Consider the following 17,992-nt stretch of genomic DNA (forward strand, 5'->3'; position numbering starts at 1 on the left):
CCCTTTCCGTCTCGCCCGGCGTGCCGGACTACTCTAACCCCGCGGGAGGTGCGGGGGCCGCTCATCCACAGGACCCTAGGATGGCTGCATGGCTGTGGGGGACTCGCGCACGCTCACGCGCGTCGTCCTGCTCTGGTCGGGGATCGGCGTGCTGCTGATCGCGGCGTTCGTCGCCGCCCTCGGCGCGGTGCAGCGGGCCTACTACAGCCCGACGGGGTTCGTCAGCGCGTTCGCCACCTCGGTCGCCGCCCACCGGCTCCCGGAGGCCCTGGCGATGCCGGGTGCCGCACCGACGTCGAGCGCCCTCCGAGCGGCCGGGCTGTCGGCGGCGGCGTCCAGGGAGCTGCTGCGGGCGGACATCCTGCCCGACATCCGGGACGTGACGGTCGCCTCCGACACCGAGGGCCGGGACCACGTCCACACCGTCGTCGTGACGGCGACCGCCGACGGGCGTCCGGTGACCGCATCCTTCCGTGTCCGCCAGTCGGGATCCGTGCTCGGGATGCTCCCCACGTGGGAGTTCGCGTCCACGCCGGTCGGTGTCTCCCGCATCACCGTCGCCCACGCGGACGACTTCCGCGTCGGACGGCACACGGTCAGCCCCCGCGCCGCCTCGCCGGATCAGCCGGCCGGCGCCTTCAGCGTCTCGGCCGACTACGTCGTCATGCCGCTCGCGCCCCTGGAGCTCTCACACGCGTCGAAGTACCTGCGCGCGGCTCCCGTCGCCACCTCTCCGGCACCCGGGGTGGTGACCGAGACGGTCGTGGATGCGCAGCCGACGCACGCCTTCACGGCCGACGTGCAGAAGCAGGTGAACGCCTTCCTGGACCAGTGCGCCGCCCAGAAGGTGCTGCAGCCGGCGGGCTGCCCCTTCGGCGTCGAGATCGACGACCGCGTGCAGGGAGACCCGTCATGGTCGATGGTCAGCTACCCGACCGTCGAGCTCCGCCCCGGCGACGACGCGTGGGAGACCGGGCAGATGGTCGGCGTCGCCCACATCGACGTGACCGTGCAGTCGCTGTTCGACGGGACGGTCACCACCCGCAGCGACGACGTGCGGTTCTCGATGGAGCTGAGCCGCGTCACCATCCGTCCGGACGGCTCGCTGGCCATCGTGGTGGCGCAGGAGCCCTAGCGGACGGCGCGGTCGCGGTCGGCCATGCGCGCCAGCCGCTCGTTGTACGCCTGCAGTTCCGCGTCGCCGGTGCGATCGGCGTTGCGGTCGCGCCGCTTCGTCTCGCGCTCGTCGCTGCGGCTCCACTGGACGGCCACCACGATCGCGAGGATGACCGTCGGGATCTCGCCGATGCTCCACGCGATGCCGCCCGCGGTCTGCTGATCGACCAGGGGGGAGTCGCCCCAGGTGCGCCCCATCGCGCCGAACCAGTCGGCGAGCATCAGACCGTGCATCTGCATGATCGACAGCCCGAAGAAGGCGTGGAACGCCATCGTCAGCAGCAGGAGCAGCAGCCGGAACGGGTACGGGAGCCGGTACTTCACGGGGTCGATCCCGATCAGCGACTGCACGAACAGGTACCCCGTGATGAGGAAGTGCACGATCATCCACTCGTGCCCGATGTGGTCCGTCGTCGCCCAGCGGAAGATCGGCGTGTAGTAGAACGCCCACAGCGAGCCGGCGAACAGCACCGCCGCGACGATCGGGTTGGAGATGACCGCGGCGAAGCGGGAGTGGACCGCGAGCAGCATCCATTCGCGGCCGCCGCGCGAGCCGTCGCGCCGCTTGCGGATCGCTCGGGCGGCGAGCGTCACGGGCGCGCCCGGCACCAGGAGCAGCGGGACGGCCATCGTGAGCACCATGTGCGCCGACATGTGCGCCGAGAACAGGTACTTCTCGTAGACGTTCACGCCGCCGTTGGTGATGTAGAACAGGAGCGCGATGCCCAGCGTCCACAGGACCGTCCGGTAGATCGGCCAGGCGTCGCCGCGCTTGCGCAAGCGCCAGACACCCGCGAAGTAGAAGAAGAGCGCGAAGCCGCAGGCGAGCACCCAGAGCAGGTCGAAGTTCCACGAGGTGAACAGGCGGCCCCAGGTCAGCTCGGGCGGCAGCTTCTCGCCGGTGAGGATCTCCGCGGGCGTCGGCGTCGCGGCGCGCGTCTCGGGCACCGGCGTCACGGTGCGAGCGAGCGCCGCCGCGACTCCCGAGGCGATGCCCATGAACGCCAGCTCGGCAACGACGATCCACCAGAAGCTGCGCGGCTCGCCCGACGTCTTGAGGCGCCCGATGAGGTAGCGGCGCTGGGTGAGCCCGAACAGCCCCAAGGCCACGAGCGCCGCGACCTTGATCAGGACCAGGATGCCGTACGGCGTCGCGAGCTCGGCGAGCGTGCCCACCCGCAGTTCGGCGTTGACGTAGCCGGATGCGGCGACGACCACGAAACAGACGAGCGCGACGGTGGAGTAGCGCTCCAGCACGGTCACGAGGCGCCCGTTGCCGAGGGTCTGCTTGACGACGATGAGCGTCACGAGACCGCCGAGCCAGATGGCGGCGAACAGCACGTGCAGCCCGAACGACGTGACGGCCGCGTCGTGCCCTGCGGCCTCCGCGCTGTGGCCCTGCTGGGCCATCGGCACGACCGTGGCCATGGCGAGCAGGGTCACGAAGACGATCGCGGTCTGATTGCGGACGGCGAAGCACAGCACCGTGACGGCGGCGGCGATCAGCGTGATCCCGAGCCACGCCTGACCGAGCGAGACGCTGGTGACGAACGAGCTGAGGCCGTTGGTGAAGGTCGCGTCGAGCGACCACGGCACGTTCGAGACGCTGACGAAGGTGAAGAGGCCGGTGACGGCGGCGGCGACCGTCATGACCCCGGCGCTGCCGGCGGCGAAGTCGAGCGCCTTGCCGTACTCGTCACGGTCGGGCGAGAACGCGAAGCACGCGAGCACGAGCGCGCCCACGGTGCCGGCGAGGCTCAGATTGACCACGAGGGTCGCAGCCGGGAGTCCCCAGCGCACCAGGGCACCCGGGTCGGCGAGCAGCGGAGCGTTCGCCCCGCCGCCGAACGCGAGCGCGAGGATCATCGCCGCGACGCCTGCGAGGAGCAGGGCGGCAGGGCCGATCACGCGGAGGATTCGTGGCACCCGTCCAGCCTACGTCCACCCTCCTGGACGGCCGCCCACAGCGGGGAGGCCGCAGAGACGACGAGGGCGATGCCGCAACGCGGCACCGCCCTCGACAAGCCTTGCGAAGACTACTTGACGGCAGCCTTGAGCTTCGAGCCCGCGGTCAGCTTGACGCGGTGGCCGGCCGGGATCGAGATCTCCTCGCCGGTCTGCGGGTTGCGGCCGGTGCGGGCAGCGGTCTCGCTGCGCTCAGCGGCGAGCCAGCCCGGGATGGTGACCTTGCCGCCCTTGGCGACGGTCTCGCTGATGGTGCTGAAGAACGCGTCGACGACGCTCGAGACGGTGGCCTGGCTCTGACCCGACGCCGCAGCGACGGCAGCAACGAGCTCGGTCTTGTTCAGGTTGTCAGCCATTGAGTGTCCTCCTCGGACCTTGTGCTGGATCTACAGCTTCTGTGTCTAACGGTTGAGGCCACACTGGGCCGTTACGTTTGGTCGGTTGACCGCCTCGAATGTATCAGAAACCCCCGGAAACACGCGGATTTCCGGGGGTTTTGGACGCTGGAGACAGCAAAAAGGGCGCCCGGCGGATGCCGGACGCCCTCAGAGCATGCACTCGGGCCGGATTACCAGCTCGACTTGGTGATGCCGGGCAGCTCGCCACGGTGCGCCATGTCGCGGAAGCGCACACGGGAGATGCCGAACTTGCTGAGGTTTCCGCGGGGACGGCCGTCGACGGCGTCGCGGTTGCGGACGCGGATCGGCGAAGCGTCGCGGGGGAGCTTCTGCAGGCCGACGCGGGCGGCCTCGCGGGACTCGTCGGTGCCGTTCGGGTCGACGAGAGCCTTCTTCAGCTCCGCACGCTTGGCGGCGTAGCGCGCGACGACGACCTTGCGCTGCTCGTTCTTGGCGATCTTGGACTTCTTGGCCATGATTAGCGCTCCTCTCGGAAGTCGACGTGCTTGCGCACGATGGGGTCGTACTTCTTGAGCACGAGGCGGTCGGGGTCGTTGCGACGGTTCTTCTTGGTCACGTAGGTGTAACCGGTGCCCGCCGTCGAACGGAGCTTGATGATTGGACGGATGTCCTGCTGCTTCGCCATTAGATCTTCTCCCCACGGGCCAGGAGGTCCTTGACCACGGACTCGATGCCACGGGCGTCGATGACCTTGATGCCCTTGGCGCTCAGGGTCAGGGTGACGTTACGGCGAAGCGACGGCACGTAGTACGTCTTCTTCTGGATGTTCGGGTCGAACCGGCGCTTGGTGCGTCGGTGCGAGTGCGAGATGTTGTGACCGAAGCCCGGAACGGCTCCCGTCACCTGGCACACTGCTGCCATTGCTTTCTTCTCCAATACCGTGATGCCAGGCGGCACCACCCAAGGTCACTTGTCGGCGCACGACTTCCCTCGCTTTCAGGTGAGGGGTTTCGTACACGGCTAACGGAGTGGGAGGAGCCCACTCAGCCAAACAACCATGCTACGGCATGGAGGCGGGGGCGGCCAAATCAGCCTTCGCCGTGCACGCCGCGCAGAGGCCGAAGACGTCGACCACGTGCTGCGCCTGCGTGAAGCCGTGCGCGGCCGCCGCCTGGCGGGCCCACTGCTCGACCGCATCCGCCTCGATCTCCACCGTCAGGCCGCAGTTGCGGCAGATCAGGTGGTGGTGGTGCCCGGTCGTGCAGGCCCGGTACAGGCTCTCGCCCTCGGGCGACTGCAGCGAATCCGCATCCCCCTCGGCCGCGAGGTCGGCGAGGGCGCGATAGACGGTGGCCAGCCCGATCGGGGAGCCGGCCTCGTGGAGGCTCAGGTGCAGTCCCTGCGCGCTGATGAAGCCCTCCGTCGAGGACAGAGCCTCGCGGACGGCCTCCCGCTGCCAGGTGTTCCGCTTCACCATCCCAGGCTAGCCCGCCTGGCTCACGAGTCGCCGTGAAGTCGCGGCTGTCCGTCGGCGCGCGCGGCGGCCGCCGACGATCCGGCAGACCACGTAGATGAGGAACGAGATCGTCGTCACGTACGGGCTGATCGGGAGCGCGCTCCCGAGCGCGAGCAGGATGCCGCCGACCACGGAGACGAGAGCGAACACCACGCTGATGATCGGCACGCCGAGCGGCGAGGACGAGATCCGCATGGCAGCGGCCGCCGGCGTCACCAGCAGCGACAGCACCAGGAGCGCCCCGACGATCTGCACCGACACGGCGACGGCGAGCCCGAGCAGGACCATGAACGCGAGCGCGACGAACCGGGTCGGGATGCCACGGGCCGCGGCGACATCCGCATCCAGGCTGTCGAAGGTCAGTGGACGCCACATCAGCAGCAGCGCGATGAGCACGATCGCGCCGATCACCAGAAGCGAACCGAGCTGCGGGTCGTCGACGGACACGATCTGCCCGGTCAGGAGCCCGAACTTGTTGGCGCTGCGGCCGGGGTAGAGCGCGAGCGCCAGGATCCCGAGGCCGAGTCCAAAGGGCATGAGGACCGCGATGATCGAGTTCCGGTCCCGCGCCCTCGCTCCCAGGAGCCCGATCAGCACGGCCGCGACCAGGGAGCCGACCAGCGATCCGGCGACGACGTTCACGCCGAAGAGCAGCGCGATGGCCGCGCCCGCGAACGACAGCTCGCTGATGCCGTGCACCGCGAACGCCATGTCGCGCTGCATCACGAAGACGCCTATCAGGCCGCCGACGATCCCCAGCACCGCTCCGGCGAAGATGGAGTTCTTCACGAGCAGGAGCAGTTCGCCGTAGTCGGTGAAGTCGAACAGCTGCGACCAGAGGTCCATGTGCGTCATGCGGCCGGCTCCGGGTGCGCGTCGCGCGTGTGCGCATGGTGGTCGTGAGTCTCGGCGTCCGGGATGCCGACGACCACGATCCGCCCGCGGCTGCGGATGACGTCGACCGGCGTGCCGTACAGGTCGGTCAGCACGTCGCTGCGCAGCACCTCGTCCGGGGTGCCGGTCCGGAACCGGCCGCCGGCCAGGTAGAGGACGCGGTCGACCATCCCGAGCACCGGGTTCACGTCGTGCGTGACGAAGACCACCGCGCTGTCGTGGTCGCGGCGGCGACGGTCGATCAGCTCGCTCACGCCGCGCTGGTGCTGCAGGTCCAGGGACAGCAGCGGCTCGTCGCAGAGCAGGAGGGCGGGGTCGCCGGCGAGCGCCTGCGCCACCCGGAGCCGCTGCTGCTCACCGCCCGAGAGCGATCCGACCGGCGTGTCGGCGTAGCGGCGGGCGCCGACGGCGTCGATGAGGCGGTCGACCTGCTCCCGGTCGCTGCGTCGTGGCAGGGGGAGACCCCAGCGGTGTCCGTTCACGCCGAGCGCGACGAGGTCGCGTGCACGCATCGGGGTGCCCGCGGGGATGAGCTTCTGCTGCGGGATGTACCCGATGCGCCGATCACCCCGGCGTACCGAGTGCCCCTCGAAGGCGATCTCGCCGGAGTCGAGCTGCTGCTGCCCGAGGATCGTCTTCAGCAGGCTGGTCTTCCCCGACCCGTTCGGACCGAGGACGGCGACGAACTCGCCGGCGTGCACGTCCAGGTCGAGGCCGCTCCAGAGCGTGCGGTCACCGAACCCGAGGGAGGCGTCGCGCAGCCGCAGCACCACCTCGCGGTCGGAGGGGGGCGTGACGAGGTCGAGGGGTTCGGTCACTTCGCCAACGCCGATCCGACAGCATCCAGGTTGGATCGCATCCAGTCGATGTAGTGCTTGCCGGCGGGAAGCGTCTCGGTGACGGGGACGACCGGCACGCCGTTGCCCTTCGCCGCCGCGAGCACACGCTCTGTCTCGGCGCCGGTGGTCTGCTCGTTGTAGGCGAGCAGCTTCACGCGGTGGCCGCTGAACAGCTCGAGCGTGTCCTTGAGCACGACAGGGGAGACGTCGTTCTCCTCCTCGATGGCTGCGCTGAACTTCTCGGGCGTCTTGTTGACCAGCCCGATCGCATCGAGCATGTAGAGCGGGACCGGTTCGGTGATCGCGACGCCCTCGCCGGCGTGGGCGGCCTTGAGCTTTGCCTCGTCGGCCTCGAGCGCGTCGAGCTTCTGGGTGAACGCGTCGGCGTTCGTCTCGAAGGTCGCCTTCTGGTCCGGGTCGACCTTCGACAGCGCGGCGACGAGGGCGTCCGTGAACTTCTGGATGGTGGGGAAGTCGTACCAGACGTGCTCGTTGAGCTCGCCGTCGGTCGCCGTCAGGCCCGAGAGCTCAACGACGTTCAGGACGGTCGTGCCGTCGTTCTTCGAGCCCGTGAGCAGGTTCTGCATGAAGTCGTCGTAGCCGCCGCCGTTCTCGATGACGATGTCGGCCTTCGAGACGGCGAGCTGATTCTGCGCGCTGGCCTCGAACGAGTGGGGATCCTGCGCGGGGTCGTCCATCAGCGAGGTGACGTGGATCGCGCCGCCGCCGATCGTCTCCGCGATATCGCCGTACACGTTGGTGCTCGCGACCACGCGGAGGGTGCCGTCGTCGGAGGCCGACGACGCAGAGGAGCATCCGGCGAGCGCGAGCGCGGTCGCCGCGGCGAGGGCCAGGGTGGAGACGAGGTAGCGCGTCTTCATGAAGGAGCCTGTCTAAGTCGCCGAAGCGACGTCAGAGGAAGCACCCGCGGACGCGGGCACCGGCTCACACTACGTCTTATTGAAAATGATTGTCAAATTCAATCGAGCAGCAGCGCCGGCTCCTCGATGATGGACGCGACGTCCGCCAGGAAGCGGGAGGCGACGTCCCCGTCCACCACGCGGTGGTCGAACGACGCGCCGAGGGTCGTGACGAAGCGCGGACGCACCTCGCCGTCGACCACCCACGGCTTCTGCTTGATCGTCCCGAGGGCGACGATGCCGACCTCACCCGGGTTCAGGATGGGCGTGCCGGTGTCCATCCCGAACACGCCGATGTTCGTGACGGTGATGGTGCCGCCGTTCATGTCGGCCGGGGGCGTCTTGCCGTCACGCGCAGTCAGGGTCAGCTGCTCGAGGCTCCGGGCCAGCTCGAGCAGGGTCATGCCCTGCGCCTCCCTGATGTTCGGCACGATGAGGCCGCGCGGGGTGGCGGCCGCGATGCCGAGGTTGACGTAGTGGCGGACGATGATCTCCTCGTCCGTCCACGTCGAGTTCACGGTGGGGTTGCGGCGAACGGCCCAGATGATCGCCTTCGCCATGATCAGCAGCGGCGACACCTTCACGCCGGCGAAGTCGGGCGAGTTCTTGAGCCGCTTGACGAACTCCATGGTGCGCGTCGCGTCCACGTCGACGAAGAGGCTCACGTGCGGAGCGCTGAAGGCGCTGGAGGTCATCGCGTTCGCGATCGCCTTGCGCACGCCCTTGACCGGGATGCGGTCCTCGCGGTCGTCGGGCCACTCCGGCGTCTGGATGTTGCGGAACACGCTCGCCTGCGTGGCCTCGCGGAGCACGTCGTCGCGCGTGATGTCGCCGATCGGCCCGGTCGGGGTGACCAGAGCGAGGTCGACGCCGAGGTCCTTGGCGAGCTTGCGGATCGGCGGCTTGGCGATGACCGGGCCGGACGGACGCGCAGGCGCTGCCGACGGCTGCGCGGGCGCTGCGGCCGCGGAGGCGGGAGCGGCCTGGGGCGCGGGCGCGGCGGCCGGTGCCGCGGGCGCCGGCGGCTGGGCGATGCTCCCGGAGAACGACACGGGGATGGACGCGGTGCCCGGGTGCGTCACCCGACGGCGGCGGCTCGCGCCGTGTCCGGCGGAGCCGTAGCCGACGAGAACGGCGCCCGCCTTCGGCTCCTCCTCGTGCGAGACCGTCGCGGCGGCGTCCGCAGCGACCTCCTCGGCGGGCTCGGGCTCGGCCTGCGGCGCCCCAGCCGCCTGCGCACCGGCGGTGACGGTGAAGATCGGCGTGCCGACCTCGACGGTCTCACCCTCGGTGACGAGGAGTTCGCCGACGGTCCCCTCGAACGGCGACGGCAGTTCGACCAGCGACTTGGCCGTCTCGATCTCGACGATCACCTGGTTCACCGCGACCTGCTCGCCGGGCGCGACCTTCCACGAGACGATCTCCGCCTCGGTCAGGCCCTCGCCCACGTCGGGCAGGAGGAACTGGGACTCGCTCATGTGCGACTTCTCTCTGTCAGGGGCGCCCGGATCGGGGCGCGGCGTCAGTACGCCAGCGCCCGGTCGACGGCCTCGAGGATGCGGTCGGCGTCGGGGAGGTAGAGCTCCTCCAGCTTCGCCGGCGGGAAGGGGACGTCGAACCCGGAGACGCGCAGCACCGGCGCCTCCAGCGAGTAGAACGCCTTCTCGGTGACGGTGGCCGCGACCTCGGACGCGACCGAGACGTTGCCCGGCGCCTCCTGCGCGATGATCAGGCGGCCGGTCTTCTGCACGGAGGCGACGACGGGCCCGTAGTCGACGGGGGAGAGCGAACGGAGGTCGACGACCTCGAGGCTGCGCCCCTCCTCGGCGGCGAGCTCGGCCGCACGGAGCGCGACGCTCACCATGCCCGCCCACGCGACGATGGTCGCGTCGGTTCCGGTGCGGACCACGCGGCTCGCGTGCAGCGGCGTCGGGTTCTCGTGGAGGTCGACCTCGCCCTTGGGCCAGTAGCGGCTCATCGGCTCGAAGAAGATCACCGGGTCGTCGGACCGGATGGCCTCCTGGATCATCCAGTACGCGTCGTGCGGCGTCGACGGGGCCACGATGCGCAAGCCGGCGGTGTGCGCGAAGTACGCCTCCGGAGCTTCCTGGTGGTGCTCGACCGCGCCGATGTGCCCGCCGTGCGGGATGCGGATGACCACCGGGAACGGCAGGCGGCCGTTGTGCCGGTTGGTCATCTTGGCGAGCTGCGTGGTGATCTGGTCGAAGCCGGGGAAGACGAATCCGTTGAACTGGATCTCCAGCACCGGACGGTATCCGCGCATCGCGAGGCCGATCGCGGTGCCGACGATGCCGGCCTCGGCGAGCGGGGTGTCGATGACGCGCTGCGGCCCGAACTCCTGCTGCAGACCTTCGGTCACGCGGAAGACGCCGCCGAGCGGACCCACGTCCTCGCCCAGGATGAGCACCTTCGGGTCGTCGGCGAGCGCGCGGCGCAGGCCGGCGTTGAGCGCCTTGACCATCGGGAGTGACTGGATGCGCGGCTCCGGAAGCGCGTCGGCGGCCGCCTCGGGCGCCTCCGGCGACTCGGTGCTGTCATGCTCGGCCGCAGCGGACTCAGCGCCCACCTCGGCAGACGCCTGGGCGTCGCCGTGAGCCGTCGCAGCGCCTCCTGCGGGCGCTTCCGCGGCGTTCTCGCTCGCCTCGGCGATCTCCGCCGCTTCGTCGTCGATCACGAACTCACGCGTCCACTCCTGCTCGGCTACGTGCTCCTCGAGCACGCGCGAGCCGGGCTCGCTCTCGATGATCTCGACCACGTCGATCGCCTGAGTGTCGAGCGAGGTGCTGTCGATGGACGACTCGCTCGCGTCGTGCGCGTCCGGCTGGCCCTCGATCAATTCGGCCTCCACGTACTCCGCGTCGCTTCTCACGTCGCTCATGCGTCACCTCCGAACGACGCTTCGTAGTCCTCGAGCCAGCGCCGCTGCTCCTCCGTCACGGGATGCGGCTCACTGTAGACGTGCTCGAACATCGATGCGACAGACGGCGTCCCGAGCTGCAGCGTGCGGCGGCGGACGTCGGCGGCGAGATCGGCGGCTTCCTCGTTCGCGCTGTCGAAGAACGCCTGCCCGACGCCCTGCTGTTCGAGGAACACCCGGAAGCGCACGATCGGGTCGCGCTCGGCCCAGTAGGCCTCTTCGTCGGCGGTCCGGTACTTGGTCGGGTCGTCGCTCGACGTGTGAGCGCCCATCCGGTAGGTCAGCGCCTCGATCATGCTCGGGCCCTCGCCGTTTCGGGCGTCGTCCAGGTGCTTCGCGGTCACCGCGTAGGCGGCGAGCACGTCGTTGCCGTCGATCTGCACGCCCGGGATGCCGAAGCCGCTCGAACGCAGATAGAGGGGAGTGCGGGACTGCGTGCTGACCGGCACCGAGATGGCCCAGTGGTTGTTCTGCAGGAAGAAGACCTGCGGGGTCTGGTAGCTCGCCGCGAAGACGAACGCCTCGCTCACATCGCCCTGGCTGGTGGCGCCGTCGCCGAAGTAGACGATGGCGGCGGAGTCGCGGGTGTCGTCGCCGGTACCGACCGCGCCGTCGAACTTCATGCCCATCGCGTAGCCGGTCGCGTGCAGCGTCTGGGAGCCGATCACGAGCGTGTAGAGGTGGAAGTTGCCCACCGCAGGATCGGTCGGGTCCCAGCCGCCGTGGGTGACGCCACGCAGGAGCTCGATGATGCCGACCGGGTCGATCCCGCGGATCATGCCGATGACGTGCTCGCGGTACGACGGGAAGAGGTGGTCCTGCGGCTTCGCCGCGTGGGCGGAGCCGACCTGCGCACCCTCCTGGCCGTGGCTCGGAACCCAGAGCCCGAGCTGGCCCTGCCGCTGGAGGTTGGCCGCCTCGTGGTCGAAGGTTCGCACGCGCACCATGTCGCGGTAGAAGCGCCGGTAGTCGTTCTCGTCGAGTCGCTCCAGGTAGGGGAGGTACTCGGCCGACGTCTCGCTCGGCTGGAAACGGCCGTCAGCGGTGAGCAGCTGGACCGTGTTCGCCGGGCGCGGGATCTCGTTCGTCGCAACCACCGTTCTAACCTAACCGCTTGCCTGGGTGCCCATTTGGTAGGTTCCGCACAATATCCCCGGCGACCTGGAGGAGTTTTTCCACAGACTCCTCTTCGCCGACACTGATGCGGATGCCCTCGGGCGGGAACGCACGGACCGTCAGTCCGGCGTCGAAGAACGCGTCGTTCGCGGCAGCCGTCTGCTCGCCCGTGGCCAGCCAGACGAAGTTGCCCTGCGCCACCGGCACATTCCAGCCCTGCTCGATCAGGGCGTCGCGGAGACGGTCGCGCAGCATGGCGATGCGAGCCACGCGCTCCATGAGCTCGTCCTCAGCGTCGATGGACGCGAGCGCGGCCACACGCGCAGCGTCGGTCACCGAGAGCGGGATGGCGGCCGAGCGGGCGGCGTCGAGCACCGCGGCGGGCCCCACCGCATAGCCGACCCGCAGCGCCGCCAGACCGTAGGCCTTGGAGAACGTGCGGAGCACGACGAGGTTGGGGTACCGCGAGAGCAGGGGGATGCCGTCGACCGCGTCGTCGTCGGTGACGAACTCGTAGTAGGCCTCGTCGAGCAGCACCAGGAGGTCGGAGGGCACGCGCGCCATGAACGCCTCGAACTCCGCCCCGGTCACCACCGTGCCGGTCGGATTGTTGGGCGAGCACACGATGACCACACGCGTGCGGTCGGTGATGGCGTCGGCCATCGCCTCCAGCTCGTGGCTGCCGTCGGCGCGGACGGGCACCTGCACGCTCGTCGCGCCCGACACCGTGACCAGCCCCGGATACGCCTCGAACGACCGCCAGGCGTAGACGACCTCGTCGCCCACGCCAGCCGCCGCCGCGATCAGCTGCGCGAGCAGGGCGACCGATCCGCTCCCGAGGTGGACCTCGTCGACGCCGACGCCGTGGCGCTCGGCCAGCCGCGCGCGCAGGTCGCCTCCTGTGGCGTTGGGATAGCGGTTCAGCTCCCGGAGGGTCGCCGCCACAGCGTCCACCACCGACGGGAGCGGCGGGTACGGGTTCTCGTTGCTCGACAGCTTGAAGCCGTCGGCCGGCGCCGGTCGTCCCTGCTTGTAAGGCGGGACGCTGACGATCTCCGGGCGGAGCTTCACGCCGAGCGTGTCTTCGGAACTCACAGACCCAACTTAGCCGCGCCCGCATACCCCGAGGGGAATTACCCGGATCTGTGCATACCGCCACCCCTGTACCCCCGCCTGGTAGCCCTGCCAGGATATGGGCATGCGATTCCTGCTCAGACTGATCATCAACGCTGTCGCCCTGTGGCTCACGACGCTGATCGTCAGCGGCGTCACCGTGAAGCCCTACGCGCCCGACACCACTGCCCTCGTGCTCACGTACCTGCTGGTCGCCCTGATCTTCGGTGTGGTCAACGCGATCGTCGGCACGGTCATCCGCGTCGTCGCGTTCCCGCTGTACATCCTGACGCTGGGCTTGATCTCGCTGCTCGTCAACGCCTTCCTCCTGTTCATCGTGTCTTGGATCAGCGACGCCATCGGATTCGGGCTGCACATCGACGGCTTCTGGTCCGGCATCCTCGGCGCGCTCGTCCTCGGCATCATCGCGTGGCTGCTCGGGCTGATCTTCCGTCCCGCCCGCCGGGACTGAGGTCCGCGGCCCGCTCGCGCGTGCGGGAGAATGGTGGGGTACCCGCCGCCTGATCCCGCGAGGAGCACCATGTCCGCCCTGCCTCCCCAGCCGCTCAGCCCGCTCGACGGCCGCTACCGCTCCGCCGTCCTCGGACTCGGCGACCACCTCTCCGAGGCCGGTCTGAACCGCGCCCGCGTGCAGGTCGAGGTGGAGTGGCTGATCTACCTGACCGAGCACCGGATGTTCGGATCCTCGCCCCTGACCGGCGAGCAGAAGCAGGACCTCCGCGCCCTGGCCGACGACTTCGGCCAGCCCGAGATCGACCGTCTGGCCGAGCTCGAGGCGACCACGCGGCACGACGTCAAGGCCGTCGAGTACCTGGTGCGCGAGCGCCTGCACGCACTGGGGCTCGACCACATCGCCGAGCTGACGCACTTCGCGGCCACCAGCGAGGACATCAACAACCTGTCGTACGCGCTGACGGTGAGCGCCGCGGTGCGCGAGAACTGGCTCCCGAAGTTCCGTGCCGTCATCGGCGAGCTGCGAGCCCAGGCGAAGCAGTACCGCGACGACGCCATGCTCGCCCGCACGCACGGCCAGCCGGCGACGCCGACCACCATGGGCAAGGAGCTCGCGGTCTTCGTCCACCGGCTGGAGCGCGTCCGCGCCCAGATCGAGGCCGGAGTCCACCTCGGCAAGTTCAGCGGCGCCACCGGTACGTTCGCCGCCCACCTGGTCGCCGACCCGGACGCCGACTGGCCCCGCATCTCGCGCGAGTTCGTCGAAAGCCTGGGCCTCGACTGGAACCCGCTGACGACGCAGATCGAGTCCCACGACTGGCAGGCGGAGCTGTACGCGCGCATCTCGCACGCCAACCGCATCCTGCACAACCTGTGCACCGACATCTGGACGTACATCTCGCTGGGTTACTTCCGTCAGGTGCCCGAGCCGGGCGCGACCGGCTCCTCGACCATGCCGCACAAGGTGAATCCCATCCGGTTCGAGAACGCGGAGGCCAACCTCGAGCTGTCGAGCGCCGTTCTCGACTCGCTCGCCGCCACGCTCGTGACGAGCCGGCTGCAGCGCGACCTGACCGACTCGACCACGCAGCGCAACATCGGCGTTGGCCTCGGCCACTCCCTCCTCGCGCTGGACAACATCGAGCGGGGCCTGGGCCAGATCGCCATCGACCGGACCGCTCTGGCGGACGACCTCGACGCCAACTGGGAAGTGCTCGCCGAGGCCATCCAGACGGTGATCCGCGCGGAGGTGACCGCCGGCCGCTCGACGATCTCCGACCCGTACGCGCTGCTCAAGGAGCTGACGCGCGGCAAGCGGGTGGACCACGCGGCGCTCACCGAGTTCGTGCAGGGGCTGGAGATCGGCCAGGCGGCGAAGAACCGCCTTCTTGCGCTCACGCCCGCCGGATACGTCGGGCTCGCCTCGGAGCTGGTCGACTACCTGTAGCCGAGGTCAGTGGCCGCGCGGGCGGTCGTCCCCATCGGGACGGGCCTGCGCGGCTTTGGCGCGCGCCTCGGCGTCCTGCTCGTGGATGTCCTCCACCTCGGCCTCGGTCGGCTTGAACGCGAGCGCGAACAGCGCCAGCAGTACGAGCGCCACGATGAACGTCACGCCGAAGGCGACCCCGGCGAGCACGAACTCGCGCGTCGCGATCAGGACGATCAGGCCGACGAACACGGCGAGACCGGCCGAGATGGCGAGCAGTTCGACCGGCAGGAAGCGGTCGCGGCGGGTGGGCTGCAGGTTCTGGGTCACTCGGGGGTCTTTCTTGTCGCGCGAGGTCACGATCCGCTCTCCGCTCCCCGGGAGCCGTCGCCCGTGCGGGCGGCACCGCGTAGCGTGGCGGCGCCGATGCCCTGGAACACACCGACGACGACCGCCCACGCGCCGAACAGCCCGATGGCGAGCACCGCGTCAGCGGGGATGAACAGCAGCACGAGCGCGAGGATCGCGGTGATGACGCCGATCGTCAGCCAGTCACGGGCGGCGGCGTCGCGGCGGCGTTCGCGGATGCCGTTGTAGAGCTCGAGGAAACCGGTGAGCGCCGCCCACACGGTCACGAGATAGAGGAAGAGGCCGAGGCCCGCGCCGGTGAGCGACAGGGCGAGCACGCCCGCGATCACGCCGATCGCGCCCTGCACCGCGAAGAGGGTGCGGGTCAGCCGGCGGCCGGCGAGCATCCAGCTGAGGATGGCGGTGGCCAGCCCGTCCACGATGGCGAAGACGCCGAAGACCACGAGCCCGAAGGTGGCGGTGTGGGCGTCCCGTGTGAAGGTGATGACCGCGCCCGCGGCGAGCGCGACGACCGCACGGACGGCGGGGACGACCCAGTACCGGCTGTGCGCGTGGATGCTCGGACCCTGGGCAGGGACGGCGGTAGCCATTCGGCGACCTCTTTCGTACGGATTCGCCCTCCAGTCTAGTCGGCGGGTTCCTGCGCGTTCGCCCCATCGGGGAGCCCTCCGCCGCTAGCATCGCGGCATGCGGATCGGTTTCGCGGCGCTGCGCGCGGTGGTCTTCCTGCTGATGGTCGGTGCCGTGGTCGCCCAGCTGGCCACCAGCATCCAGAACACGAGCGACCAGGGCGGCAGCGTCCCCGCCCTGCTTGTCAACTTCTTCAGCTTCTTCACGATCGACTCGAACCTTCTGGGGATCGTCGTACTCGGGATCGGCGCCGTGCTGCTTCTGGTCCGCACCGGCGACGACCCCTCCTGGTTCACCGGGCTCCGGGCCGCGGCCACCACGTATCTCGTGACGACGGGCGTGGTCTACAACCTGCTGCTGCGCAACATCCCGCTCCCGCAGGGCACGACCGTCGGGTGGTCGAACGAGGTGCTGCACGTCGTCGCGCCCGCCTGTCTGCTGATCGACTGGCTGTTCGCGCCGGGCCGGACCCCCTTGCGCCTGCGTGCGGTGTGGGGGATCGCCGTGTTCCCGATCGCGTGGGCGATCTACACGCTCGTGCGCGCGCCGTTCGCGATCGAGCCGGTGTCGGGCACGTCGCCGTGGTACCCGTATCCGTTCCTGAACCCGGCGACCAGCCCGAACGGGTACCTGTCGGTGGCGTTCTACGTGGTGCTGATCGCGGTCGTCATCCTCGCGGCCGGCTACGGAGTCGTGTGGGTCTCGCGTCGCTGGAGTGTCAGACGGCCTTCGCCTGCGGGTGCGGGCGACGCGGCTCCCGATCCTCGGCGCGCGCCCACAGGATGACCGCGGCCAGTCCTCCGACGGCGAGGAGGAAGGCCCCGGTCGGCGTGACCGTGTCGGTGATGCCGTGCTGGACGAGCATCGCAGAGGCGATCCCCGCGAGGGTCCCGCCGGTCGCGACGACGGCGAACGCCGAGGAGACGGCGCGGGTGGCGCCTCCGACCACCAGCCCGCGGATGACCAGGGATGCCGCACCCACGAGCCACAGCGTCGCTACGGGGAAGGCCATCAGGAGTCCGAGAGGGTCGCGCAGCAGCACACCGGGGACGACGTAGATCACGGCGGCCGCGAGCAGCAGCACGACGCCCAGCAGGGAGAAGGCGACGGCACGTGCGCCGTCGGTCCGGAGGCCCAGGATCGGCCGCAACAGGGACGGCCAGGTGAACGCGAGCGCGAACGCCACCAGCGCGAGCGCCACGCTGCCCGCACCCTGCAGCAGGGGGAGGAGGATCTCCGTCATGTCCCCATTCAACGCCCGGATCGACGGCGGCGGCGTCCTCCCCGAGGATGATCTGGAACGCGCCGGGATGGCTCGCCTAGGCTGAAGGCGCCCGCCGACCCGGAAGGACCGCATGCGCACCGAACTCGCCGTCGACTCCTGGCAGGCCACCCGGGACACGCTCCACATGTGGACGCAGATCGTCGGCAAGATCCGGATGGCCCTGACGCCGTCGGTCAACCACTGGTGGCACGTGACGCTGTACCTGAGCGCGCGGGGGCTCTCCACCGGGCCGATCCCGGTGCCCGGCGGAATCCTCGACATGGAATTCGACTTCGTGGAGCATCGGCTGGTGCTGCGGTCCAGCGACGGCGAGCGCCGTTACCTCCCGCTCGCCGGGCAATCGGTCGCGTCGTTCTACGCGGCGACCATGGATGCACTGGGCTCTCTGGGTGTCGAGGTCGAGATCCACCCGGTCCCGAACGAGGTGGAGGTCGCCATCCCGTTCGCCGAGGACACCGAGCACTGCACGTACGATCCCGAGCAGGCGCAAGCGTTCTGGCATCAGCTGATCGACGCAGGGACGCAGCTGCAGCGCTTCCGGTCGCGGTTCATCGGCAAAGTCAGCCCGGTGCACTACTTCTGGGGCGCCATGGACCTTGCCGTCACCCGGTTCTCCGGCCGCACGGCACCGATGCATCCCGGTGGTGCGCCGAACTGCCCGGACAGCGTGATGCACGAGGGCTACTCGCACGAGCTCAGCAGCGCCGGCTTCTGGCCCGGCGGCGGCGCGGAGGGGGCGTACTACTCGTACGCGTACCCGGCGCCGGCGGGCTTCGCCGACGCCGAGGTGCCGGAGGGCGCGTACTTCAGCGACGCGCTCGGCGAGTTCCTGCTGCCCTACGAGGTGGTGCGAGCTGCTGCCGACCCGGACGCGCTGGTGCAGGCGTTCCTCGAGGCGACCTACCGCGCGGCCGCCGAGCTGGGGGAGTGGCCGGTGCTCACCGCGTAGAGCGGTTGCATCGGGTCGACGCC

21 protein-coding genes are annotated in these 17,992 nt (G+C 69.8%); 5 read left to right on the forward strand and 16 right to left on the reverse strand.

Annotated elements, in window-relative coordinates; all coding sequences use genetic code 11:
- The first annotated feature begins 88 nt into the window (after positions 1 to 88).
- Positions 89 to 1,135, forward strand: a complete 1,047-nt coding sequence (locus AB0P25_RS07330) for a hypothetical protein (RefSeq protein ID WP_363806361.1) — start codon at positions 89 to 91, stop codon at positions 1,133 to 1,135.
- Here the strand turns inward: AB0P25_RS07330 and AB0P25_RS07335 are convergent.
- The 13 genes from AB0P25_RS07335 to AB0P25_RS07395 all read right to left on the reverse strand — a co-directional run bounded on the left by AB0P25_RS07335 (position 1,132) and on the right by AB0P25_RS07395 (position 12,818).
- A complete protein-coding gene (locus tag AB0P25_RS07335) occupies positions 1,132 to 3,102 on the reverse strand; it encodes a cytochrome c oxidase assembly protein (RefSeq protein WP_363806362.1) in 1,971 nt (656 codons plus the stop codon). The genes AB0P25_RS07330 and AB0P25_RS07335 overlap by 4 nt on opposite strands.
- Before the next feature lie 110 nt (positions 3,103 to 3,212).
- Complete coding sequence (locus AB0P25_RS07340; RefSeq protein ID WP_018188985.1) at positions 3,213 to 3,497, reverse strand: HU family DNA-binding protein; 285 nt, start codon at positions 3,495 to 3,497, stop codon at positions 3,213 to 3,215.
- A 212-nt stretch (positions 3,498 to 3,709) separates the two neighbouring features.
- Positions 3,710 to 4,015: a 30S ribosomal protein S14 gene (gene rpsN, locus AB0P25_RS07345; RefSeq protein ID WP_064110429.1), complete on the reverse strand. Its 306-nt coding sequence runs from the start codon at positions 4,013 to 4,015 to the stop codon at positions 3,710 to 3,712.
- A 2-nt stretch (positions 4,016 to 4,017) separates the two neighbouring features.
- Positions 4,018 to 4,185, reverse strand: a complete 168-nt coding sequence (gene rpmG / locus AB0P25_RS07350) for a 50S ribosomal protein L33 (RefSeq protein WP_055922173.1) — start codon at positions 4,183 to 4,185, stop codon at positions 4,018 to 4,020.
- A complete protein-coding gene (gene rpmB, locus AB0P25_RS07355; RefSeq protein ID WP_018188988.1) occupies positions 4,185 to 4,421 on the reverse strand; it encodes a 50S ribosomal protein L28 in 237 nt (78 codons plus the stop codon). Before rpmB ends, rpmG begins: the two co-directional genes overlap by 1 nt.
- A 139-nt stretch (positions 4,422 to 4,560) precedes the next feature.
- Positions 4,561 to 4,977: a transcriptional repressor gene (locus AB0P25_RS07360; protein WP_363806364.1), complete on the reverse strand. Its 417-nt coding sequence runs from the start codon at positions 4,975 to 4,977 to the stop codon at positions 4,561 to 4,563.
- Between the two features lie 6 nt (positions 4,978 to 4,983).
- Complete coding sequence (locus AB0P25_RS07365; protein WP_363806366.1) at positions 4,984 to 5,871, reverse strand: metal ABC transporter permease; 888 nt, start codon at positions 5,869 to 5,871, stop codon at positions 4,984 to 4,986.
- Positions 5,868 to 6,728, reverse strand: a complete 861-nt coding sequence (locus tag AB0P25_RS07370) for a metal ABC transporter ATP-binding protein (RefSeq protein ID WP_363806367.1) — start codon at positions 6,726 to 6,728, stop codon at positions 5,868 to 5,870. The genes AB0P25_RS07365 and AB0P25_RS07370 overlap by 4 nt, the downstream gene beginning before the upstream one ends.
- Positions 6,725 to 7,630 carry a zinc ABC transporter substrate-binding protein gene (locus tag AB0P25_RS07375; RefSeq protein WP_363806368.1) on the reverse strand — a complete coding sequence of 302 codons (906 nt, stop codon included), beginning with the start codon at positions 7,628 to 7,630 and terminating at the stop codon, positions 6,725 to 6,727. Before AB0P25_RS07375 ends, AB0P25_RS07370 begins: the two co-directional genes overlap by 4 nt.
- Positions 7,631 to 7,728: 98 nt before the next feature.
- On the reverse strand, positions 7,729 to 9,147 hold the full coding sequence (locus AB0P25_RS07380; protein WP_363806370.1) for a dihydrolipoamide acetyltransferase family protein: 1,419 nt from the start codon (positions 9,145 to 9,147) through the stop codon (positions 7,729 to 7,731).
- 44 nt (positions 9,148 to 9,191) lie between these two features.
- Positions 9,192 to 10,151, reverse strand: coding sequence for an alpha-ketoacid dehydrogenase subunit beta (locus tag AB0P25_RS07385; protein WP_363808031.1), 960 nt, complete (start codon positions 10,149 to 10,151; stop codon positions 9,192 to 9,194).
- Between the two features lie 413 nt (positions 10,152 to 10,564).
- A complete protein-coding gene (gene pdhA, locus AB0P25_RS07390) occupies positions 10,565 to 11,704 on the reverse strand; it encodes a pyruvate dehydrogenase (acetyl-transferring) E1 component subunit alpha (protein ID WP_363806371.1) in 1,140 nt (379 codons plus the stop codon).
- Positions 11,705 to 11,708: 4 nt separating this feature from the next.
- Entirely contained in the window at positions 11,709 to 12,818 is a 1,110-nt protein-coding gene (locus AB0P25_RS07395; RefSeq protein WP_363806373.1) for a histidinol-phosphate transaminase, read from the reverse strand.
- 103 nt (positions 12,819 to 12,921) lie between these two features.
- Here AB0P25_RS07395 and AB0P25_RS07400 point away from each other — a divergent pair, with 103 nt between their 5' ends.
- Both AB0P25_RS07400 and purB read left to right on the forward strand, forming a co-directional pair.
- Positions 12,922 to 13,308, forward strand: coding sequence for a phage holin family protein (locus AB0P25_RS07400; protein WP_363806374.1), 387 nt, complete (start codon positions 12,922 to 12,924; stop codon positions 13,306 to 13,308).
- Between the two features lie 69 nt (positions 13,309 to 13,377).
- Positions 13,378 to 14,757, forward strand: a complete 1,380-nt coding sequence (gene purB / locus AB0P25_RS07405; RefSeq protein WP_363806375.1) for an adenylosuccinate lyase — start codon at positions 13,378 to 13,380, stop codon at positions 14,755 to 14,757.
- A 6-nt stretch (positions 14,758 to 14,763) separates the two neighbouring features.
- Here the strand turns inward: purB and AB0P25_RS07410 are convergent, their stop codons facing one another.
- Complete coding sequence (locus tag AB0P25_RS07410; protein WP_363806376.1) at positions 14,764 to 15,066, reverse strand: hypothetical protein; 303 nt, start codon at positions 15,064 to 15,066, stop codon at positions 14,764 to 14,766.
- 26 nt (positions 15,067 to 15,092) lie between these two features.
- Positions 15,093 to 15,695 carry a DUF308 domain-containing protein gene (locus AB0P25_RS07415; RefSeq protein ID WP_363806377.1) on the reverse strand — a complete coding sequence of 201 codons (603 nt, stop codon included), beginning with the start codon at positions 15,693 to 15,695 and terminating at the stop codon, positions 15,093 to 15,095.
- Positions 15,696 to 15,792: 97 nt separating this feature from the next.
- Between AB0P25_RS07415 and AB0P25_RS07420 the strand changes: the two genes are divergently transcribed.
- A complete protein-coding gene (locus AB0P25_RS07420) occupies positions 15,793 to 16,521 on the forward strand; it encodes a Pr6Pr family membrane protein (RefSeq protein WP_363806379.1) in 729 nt (242 codons plus the stop codon).
- On the opposite strand, the gene AB0P25_RS07425 is transcribed toward AB0P25_RS07420, so the two are convergent.
- Positions 16,454 to 16,978 carry a hypothetical protein gene (locus AB0P25_RS07425; protein WP_363806380.1) on the reverse strand — a complete coding sequence of 175 codons (525 nt, stop codon included), beginning with the start codon at positions 16,976 to 16,978 and terminating at the stop codon, positions 16,454 to 16,456. The genes AB0P25_RS07420 and AB0P25_RS07425 overlap by 68 nt on opposite strands.
- A gap of 112 nt (positions 16,979 to 17,090) precedes the next feature.
- Between AB0P25_RS07425 and AB0P25_RS07430 the strand changes: the two genes are divergently transcribed.
- A complete protein-coding gene (locus AB0P25_RS07430; protein WP_363806382.1) occupies positions 17,091 to 17,969 on the forward strand; it encodes a DUF5996 family protein in 879 nt (292 codons plus the stop codon).
- Positions 17,970 to 17,992: the final 23 nt, after the last annotated feature.

Origin of the sequence: Leifsonia sp. NPDC077715, from assembly GCF_040686855.1 — a bacterium.
Taxonomy (GTDB): domain Bacteria; phylum Actinomycetota; class Actinomycetes; order Actinomycetales; family Microbacteriaceae; genus Leifsonia.